The sequence below is a fragment of the Thiocystis violacea genome (assembly GCF_016583565.1).
In the GTDB taxonomy this organism is placed as follows: domain Bacteria; phylum Pseudomonadota; class Gammaproteobacteria; order Chromatiales; family Chromatiaceae; genus Thiorhodococcus; species Thiorhodococcus violaceus_A.
The window spans coordinates 1-7,995 of sequence record NZ_NRRF01000120.1; the positions used below are offsets into that span (position 1 = coordinate 1).

Consider the following 7,995-nt stretch of genomic DNA (forward strand, 5'->3'; position numbering starts at 1 on the left):
CCACCGGAGCCACTCCAGGTAGTCGAGGCAGTCCGCATCGGTGCGAAACCAGGACTGGAACTCGCCCGCAGTCCGCGGATAATCAACGCCAGCATGAGGGTAAGTCACCCTTGGAGTTTACTCCGGTTAAGTGGAGACCCCAGAAAGAGGTTATGTACTACTGAAAGGGCGGGGATATGGAAAAGCAGGTGAGGGCGACATCGGGGGGGCTGGAACGCGCCGGCGGTGCGGCGGGAATGCCGGCGTTGATCGCGCGCGCCGGCGGCCAGGCCGAAAAGCGGTTTCTGGAATTCTTCGCGGCGCAAATCCGAAATCGCAACACGCGCGAAGCCTATCTGCGGGCCGTGCGGGACTTTCTCGGCTGGGCGGAACGCGAGGCCGGAATCGTCGATCTCCTCGACATCGAGCCGGTCCACGTCGCGGCCTGGGTGGAGCTGCAAACCCGCACCTTTGAGGCCCAAAGCGTCAAACAGCGCCTCGCGGCGCTGCGCCACCTCTTCGATTGGCTGGTCACCGGCCAGGTCCTCCAGATCAACCCGGCCTCCTTCGTCCGGGGGCCGAAATTCTCCTGCACCGTCGGCAAGACACCGATCCTCTCGCCCACGCAGACCCGGCAGTTAATCCGCGCGATCCCGACCGACACGCTCGTGGGCTTGCGCGATCGCGCCCTGATCGGGCTCATGGTCTATACCTTCGCCCGCGTCTCCGCCGCCATCGGCATGAACGTCAAGGATGTGTTCCCGAAACAGGATGCCCTCTGGGTCCGGCTGCACGAGAAAGGCGGCAAGCGCCACGAAATGCCCTGCCAGCACAATCTGAAAGACTGGTTGCGGGAATACATCGAGGCCGCCGGCATCGGCGAGGATACGAGCGGCCCCCTCTTCCGCACGGTGGACCGCACGACCAAAACGCTCGGCGCGACCCGTCTCGACCGGCAACGCGCCTGGGCGATGGTCAAGCGCCGGGCGGGCGCGGCAGGGATAGACGCCCCCGGCATCTGCAATCACACCTTCCGGGGCACTGGCATCACGGCCTATCTCGAAAACCCCGAGGCCAAGCTGGAGCACGCGCAGCGCATGGCCGCGCACTCCGACCCCAAGACCACGCGGCTCTACGACCGGCGCGGGGATCAGGTTTCAATGGATGAAGTTGAAAGGATCGGGATATAGCTCCCGCGCTCTCCGCTCCTCTTACTGACTGACCAGCTCCACAATCTCCTTTTCTGCAATCCAATATTCACCGTTTTTGCTCACCTTCACTGAAAGACCTATACCTATCTGAACTCCTTCCCCGCCATCTACATCTTCCCTCTCCTCGTTATTTACTTGCAATGTCTCCACTATTCCCCTCCGAAACGGTTCGCCCTGCTTATTCCGTACCAGCACCATCCAGTCTCCCCTTCTAACGCTCCCCGTTTCCAGATTAAAACACACGACATTGGTGCCGTATTTATGGATCGGCACCCCTATCCTTTTCATCTTTCCTACCTCTAACGCGCACTTCCATACCTCTTGTTCCAAGACCTCGTACAAAGCCTTTCCAAAAATCCCAACCTTCTCAATTTTCTCCTTCACTAGCTCATTATCCTCGATTTGATCCATCTGCAAAGCGCCATGCGAGACCGCATTTCTCGTTTCCACGATTTCATCAATTTCCTTAAATGTTCCCCGTACCTCTTCATCTGACTTCCGCTTTGCCATCTCCTCTCTTTCCTCGAAATCACTTATCGTAACTGTATCATCAATTCGCCGGAGAAGCGTCTTTACCTCAACCCTCTCGCATATCTCAGCTATCCGCTTCCTATTCATATTTCCAGATCGAAGCGTAAACGCCTTTGCATTGAATTCGAATATCTCGTCTTCCTTTATGCAACCCGCTAATCGCTTTATTACCTCCTCCACCGTATCCTCAGACTTCACACGTTCATCTCTTAGCGCTTGAAGGTAGTCTATCGATCCATTAAGATGCGCCCGCCGGATACCTTCTGCAATCGCAGTGTACCCTAAGATATTTGACAAAACACTCAGATATGCATGCACCAATTTTTCGACATATCTTTCTAAAGCGCCATAAAGAGAAACGATAGAAACCGCATACACATATCTCTTTTTATTTGTAAGCCCTTCTATGATTACTGCGCTTCTCTGCCTAACCTCTTCTGTCCTAAACCCCTCCTGACTCTGCAATATTGCGATTAAAGACTCCTCTGCTTCTGATGACGACACAAACTGCGCCAAGGCGCCAAGTTCTCGCTCCATTTCAAGAAGGACGCTTCTCATCTTAATCCAACACGCTACTCAACAACTCTCTATATGCGTCTTCTCGTGCCGTTAATGCAGAAGGATTCACATTACGACCTTCGAATGCACCATATCTATTCCTATAGAAATCTTCCATCCCACCCAAAATTATATTTTTTCTCTCTTTAAGCTCTTGCGCGTTTTCTAGCTTTTCGCTAAGCACGCGCATCAATGGTTCATATACCGATATCGCGGGACGCTCTAACCATCGCCAATGCTCTTCGCTGCCCCGTTCCCGCTTCCTGAACAACCAAAAAGCCTTTTCCCCGAATATGTCTTCCGCCAGTTGAATCGTCTTCTCGAAGATATCCCCAAGAGTATTGATCGTCTCGTTCGGAAAGCTGTTTGCATGACGCAAGTAATTGTTAAAATACGTACCGAGACTTTCTCCAGACTTATGCAACCTATGCTTTTGCCTGTAAGCAAAAAACCGCAACACTAACTCGACATCTGCCATCGTTCTGTAGTCTTCGTTTTCAATACGTTCTTGGGATGGCGGCCCGCCATTTATTTCTTGCTCATCAGGCTGAGGAATACCCCACAACCGACACAAAACTTCATTCCTTGACAACTCCATACACTTTTGATTCATTGGACCATCTAGTATGGCATTACGCGCTTCCTGCGGCTCTAATTTCACTCCTCCGCTATTAATACGCTCAAATACCATTTGTTTAAGCCGTAGCGCTTCCTCGCTGCTCTTTGCTGTTTCTTTCAAAAGGATCACAGATGACAAATAGCGACGATCAATACCTTCGCGAACCTTCTCTGGAAGCTCGCTATATGTTTTTCCGTTGAGTTCTGGCCATTGATCTAGCCCTTCGAGACGAATTTTGTCTCGGTAAAAATCATGGAGAGCCGTAAGTCGCTGCAGACCATCCATCACTTCGTACTTCGAGTATTCGTACTCATAAAGAAATATCGGCGGCACGGGCACATTCATAATCAAAGACTCGATAAGCCGAGATTGCTTTTCGACCGACCATCGGTGTCTTCGTTGATATTCTGGAGAGAGTTTATAACCCTTATCCTCTACCATTGAGGCAATGGTATTAAGCGGATAGCGGGCTTGCTCTGTTACAATTCGAACCTCGCCTTTGATATACTTTTCATTAATCACAGAATCCGGCGGACTTGCAGCCGCTTGCGCCTCACCCGTTACGACGTCTATGCGCTCATTCTTAATCAGATGGCTATCAGTGCTGGTCATTCGTCGTCCCCAAGATCAGGCACGTATGCGGCCTCCGCCATCTCTCTTGAGCGCTCGCGGAGTACCACCGGTTCGATGGGATCACCGTTCAAACGGTAAGCTTTGAAAAAGTGCTCACGCCCGGCGCTCGGGTTGGGCACAAGCGTTGTCTTAATCTCATTTGTCCGGAGATCGAACTGATAGGCTACCACCATGCGCTCGACTTCCTTTCTGGTAAGAGCGGCCACCTCCACAAAGCCCTCTTGCACTGGTTCATCAGCAGGAAGGATCAGGGTTCGCCGATGTGCCGTACCTTCCGCGAGCGCGAATGGTGTCGGCGCAACATACATTTTTCGGTCACGAACAAGAATATCACCGTAGCTTCCAAATCCACGGAAACTATTGTTTTTATGGACGTAAGTGTTATCCGCATTCAGAAAGCTACCGTGGCAGATAACGAGGTCCAAAACCGGATACCGATTGCCGTCTGGCTCTGTTGGATAACGTCCGAAAACATAAAAAACCTGCCTTCCATTATGCTCTCCGCGCGGCACCTGGCTGTTGCAGTCGTAGTCCGCTTCACGCCCTGGGTAGGCCAGTCCTTTGATCTCGAATCCCTCTGTGGTACGGACCATCCTGAAATCCGGATAAGTATTGCGGCCCGGCGTATCGTAGTTTTCCTCTACTGCATCCAACCTTGCCTGAAACCAGTTTTGAAAGTGAAACTCTTTGTCATTACGCCCCTCGCGCTCGATAAGCTTACCGTCGCGAATGGCCTTGACGCATTCCTTAAAAACAGTGCAAAAAACAGACACGTTCCTATTCCTCAATAAGTTTTCTAGTTTTCTCACAATGAAGCGCTGCGATAGTCGCTTCGATATCTGGAGCGCTTCCTTCCAGCAACGTCATCGCCACTTCCTCGTCATGTGAGATCGATAGTTGACGCAGTAGCTGCGCCATGACGATGATTCTCACATCGTTGCGGCTTAAACGCCTCCCAGACTCTCTAAGGCGCCGAACCTGATCCGCAGCTTTCGGCGTAACAATTCCCCAAAGATCACCATCCCAACGGTGTTGCTCAGGCTGAATACACTTGCGGCAAACGATGATGATATCGAGATCGATCGGCTCCTTAGCCTGATGCTTCGGCATTGCCACAGACATTTCCGACTTAATCGGGTGAACTGCTGTGATATAGAATCTGGCGTGAAACAGTGCCTGGAGCACGGACCGCCAGCCTTCCGGACGCGAATGATGGTAAGTAAACGCCAGCACACCATCATCTTTCAGAACGCGATACGCTTCCGCCCAGACCGCCCCGAGCCGCTCTGTAAATGCGGCCTCTTCAGCATTCTGAACCTCAAACTCAGAACGTGTGGTATGGGCTTTCCGGTGATCATTTTCGCCAAGAATATGGCGCTGCCAGACATGGAAGAAATCTGCCAATTGCGAATAATGGACATTATCGAAGAACGGGGGATCAGTTATGATGGAGTCCACCGATTTATCTTTCAGGTCTGTTTGGCTTGAATCTCCGCAAGAGAGATACACACGTTTACCTGTTTCGAAATCATCTACATCACACGCAATATCAAAGCCGATTTTTTCTGAAAGACCATATACTTTTTCACTGACAACCTTTCCATTACGGGAAATCAGGCGAAGCTCAAATGGATCATCCGCATACTCAAGGGCTCTCCTTATGCGACCGTCAAACATGGTCATAAAAGAGCCAGAACTCTTCGGCGTCCCCCACAGATTGGCCTCCAAAGGCACACGCTCAGGCTTCAAGATATGATGGGCAAACATGTGTCTGACCGCACCGGTTCCCTCACCTTTGTAAGAAGCAAAAAGATTATTGAATTCCAAAGCTCCGGAAAAAAGGCATGTAAATAGCTCGCGTAAGACCGGTTCTGGAACTCTGCGGATGCGTTCAGCAAGGATCGACAGGCAAAGAAGTTGCCGCTCATTGAACATTTCGTGCCAGTAACGGTAATTATATCCGAGCGCCTGATTTGTATTATATCCAGGATCGATGGCGACAACCGGATATGGATCAATCCGTTCCGAGAGGGCTTTTGATGCCTGTGAAAAAAGTTCTAAATCTTCTCTACTTATACGAGCATATTGCTTCGTACCATTGGGTAGAAGAACGAGCTTTGCATATAGGCGATGATTTGGCGCTGAATTTCCCTGCCTGATCGTTTTCGCAATAGGAAACGTATAAGAGCACGATGGACAAGTAGCCTTCTGTCCATTTGCCGGACCTGTCTGAGGATTGAATTCTTGGCTACATCCTGTACATGTCGCTTCTTTAGCATCATAGCGAACGAGGTTTATCTCGCCGCAGTCTGGACAGACAGCACGAGAATCAGGATAGCGTTTCGGATAAGCATGCTTTGCGAAAATGCGTGACGAGAAAAGATCGACCTCATGACCACATTCTGGGCAATCGACGATTTTAACCCAGAAATAATATAGAACATCTGCCGATGTCCCATCTGGAAGCGTTGTACGATAATAGTCTTTAATCTGCTCGGCAACATCGCATTGGATATCTCTGAATGTCGCCATAACATTTTCGCGATCATGAAAAGCGAGTGCATTTCTGACTAGGAAATGCGCGACTTGGTTTATATCCCGTCCTATGGCTCTTGCGCCAAGCTTCACCGCTTCGCCGACAGTAGTACCACTACCCATGAAGGGGTCGAAAATTACCGCATCTTTCAAACGCACAGAGCGGTAGAATAATTTAATAATATCACTACCGGATGGGGTCAAAGCTGCTAGGCAGATAGCGCGAAAGACGGTTCCTAGACGCTGAGCCCACCATTTATGGATATGGTAGAGAGGGCGATTTAGTTCCTTGCGCCAACTCTCGATCTCTGCAATATCGCTGATATATTCGAACGGAAAATTATCGTCTTCCAAGGCGCAATAACCAGAAAAAAAAGGCAGTTCGCCTTCGTCGAAATCGGGAAGAGGGAGATCAAAGAACTCCTGGACCTGTAAATTATTCTTCATTATCTATTTATCGCATTTAAGAACGAGTAAATCGAGAAATTTATCGAATGAAAGCGATCTATACGTCTTCGTTCATATCGATAAAAATAAGTATTTCAATAAATGCAGGCTGCGGATTTGCGAACAGGTGACCGATCCACTCGTCTAGTTCCACACCTCATTTGCTCGAATGAGTAAAAATCGCTTTTAATGCAACTCTCAACGCCGGTTATGGTGACTTCGATGGCTTCGATGAGGTGTCTGAAATACAGATCCATGATAGAGCCCGATAACATTCGTCCGGTTGTGAGGTAATGGCGGTAGATGGCCTCAATCCGCTGTAAGGCGCTGTGGACCGCCGCGCGGTTCCACTCCTCTCGCGTCACGGCTTGGCCGCGTCTTCCTGAGCGAATTCCTTCGTGATACGGCGGTACAGTATGTAGGACGGCATACCCGTTTTTTTCGTTGCGGGAGCCTCCGTTTGGAAGTAGATCACGGCGAGCGGCTCACAGAACCGCTTACGCAGACTTTCCACATCACAGTTGCTGTCATCTTCGGCCTGGCAATACTCCTGAATTTTGGTGTCGGAAAGCACGCCGTATGTGCGCACGCAACCCCGAGGGCGCGCGTAGGAAGTCTCGATTTTGTTCTTATCGGGAAGATGGAGGTGTGGGTCACGATCAACGGTCCCCTTGCGAGCCACTGCATACCCGTAGTCCCAATCCTCTTGCGTCAGTGCGCATCGCGGAGCACTACACCGATACGGCGGGCTTCACCGACCATGTGTTTGGGCTGATGCACCTGCTCGGCTTCCGCTTTGCACCCCGCATCCGCGACCTCAAGGATACCAAGCTGTACCTGGCGACCAACGGGGAGGAGTATCCGGGACTGCGCACCATGATCGGCGGCCCCCTGAACATCGCGCAGATCCGCGCCCATTGGGACGAACTGCTGCGGCTCGCCGCGTCGATCAAGCAGGGCACGGTGACCGCCTCCCTGATGCTGCGCAAGCTCGGCAGCTATCCGCGCCAGAACGGCCTGGCCGTGGCCCTGCGCGAGTTGGGGCGGATCGAGCGCAGGCTGTTCATCCTGGACTGGCTGCAAAGTGTGGAACTGCGCCGCCGGGTCAACGCCGGGTTGAACAAGGGGGAGGCCCGCAACGCGCTGGCCCGCGCCGTGTTCTTCAACCGCCTGGGCGAGATCCGCGACCGCAGCTTCGAGCAGCAGCGCTATCGGGCCAGCGGTCTGAACCTGGTCACCGCAGCAATCGTGCTGTGGAACACGGTCTACCTGGAGCGGGCGGTCGAGGCGCTGCGCGCGACCGGAGTGTCCGTCGATGACACCCTGCTGCAGTACCTGTCGCCGCTGGGGTGGGAGCACATCAATCTGACTGGCGACTATGTCTGGCGGCAGGATCGGTTGCCCGCGGACGGGCGGTTTCGGCCGCTACGCCTAGGGGCGAAACATTAGCGTACGATTTTTTCCGAATTCTGCGGTGACCCC

At 52.0% G+C, this 7,995-nt stretch carries 6 protein-coding genes and 1 pseudogene; 2 read left to right on the forward strand and 5 right to left on the reverse strand.

All coding sequences use genetic code 11. From position 1 onward, the window contains the following. Window positions 1-176: 176 nt before the first annotated feature. Window positions 177-1,169: a tyrosine-type recombinase/integrase gene (locus tag CKO23_RS23205; protein WP_200335646.1), complete on the forward strand. Its 993-nt coding sequence runs from the start codon at window positions 177-179 to the stop codon at window positions 1,167-1,169. Window positions 1,170-1,190: 21 nt separating this feature from the next. Here CKO23_RS23205 and CKO23_RS23210 read toward each other — a convergent pair whose 3' ends face one another. From CKO23_RS23210 to CKO23_RS23235, 5 genes are all read right to left on the reverse strand, one after another. After that, window positions 1,191-2,279, reverse strand: a complete 1,089-nt coding sequence (locus CKO23_RS23210; protein WP_200335647.1) for a HEPN domain-containing protein — start codon at window positions 2,277-2,279, stop codon at window positions 1,191-1,193. Between the two features lies 1 nt (window position 2,280). Then, window positions 2,281-3,510 carry a DUF262 domain-containing protein gene (locus tag CKO23_RS23215; RefSeq protein WP_200335648.1) on the reverse strand — a complete coding sequence of 410 codons (1,230 nt, stop codon included), beginning with the start codon at window positions 3,508-3,510 and terminating at the stop codon, window positions 2,281-2,283. Next, window positions 3,507-4,304 carry a hypothetical protein gene (locus CKO23_RS26120; RefSeq protein WP_242482684.1) on the reverse strand — a complete coding sequence of 266 codons (798 nt, stop codon included), beginning with the start codon at window positions 4,302-4,304 and terminating at the stop codon, window positions 3,507-3,509. Before CKO23_RS26120 ends, CKO23_RS23215 begins: the two co-directional genes overlap by 4 nt. A gap of 4 nt (window positions 4,305-4,308) precedes the next feature. Beyond that, window positions 4,309-6,513 carry a DNA methyltransferase gene (locus tag CKO23_RS23230; protein WP_200335650.1) on the reverse strand — a complete coding sequence of 735 codons (2,205 nt, stop codon included), beginning with the start codon at window positions 6,511-6,513 and terminating at the stop codon, window positions 4,309-4,311. Window positions 6,514-6,874: 361 nt separating this feature from the next. Beyond that, a complete protein-coding gene (locus tag CKO23_RS23235; protein WP_200335652.1) occupies window positions 6,875-7,087 on the reverse strand; it encodes a hypothetical protein in 213 nt (70 codons plus the stop codon). Between the two features lie 134 nt (window positions 7,088-7,221). On the opposite strand from CKO23_RS23235, the pseudogene CKO23_RS23240 reads away from it, so the two are divergent. After that, window positions 7,222-7,962: pseudogene (locus CKO23_RS23240) on the forward strand (Tn3 family transposase); the annotation flags it as partial. Between the last annotated feature and the right edge of the window lie 33 nt (window positions 7,963-7,995).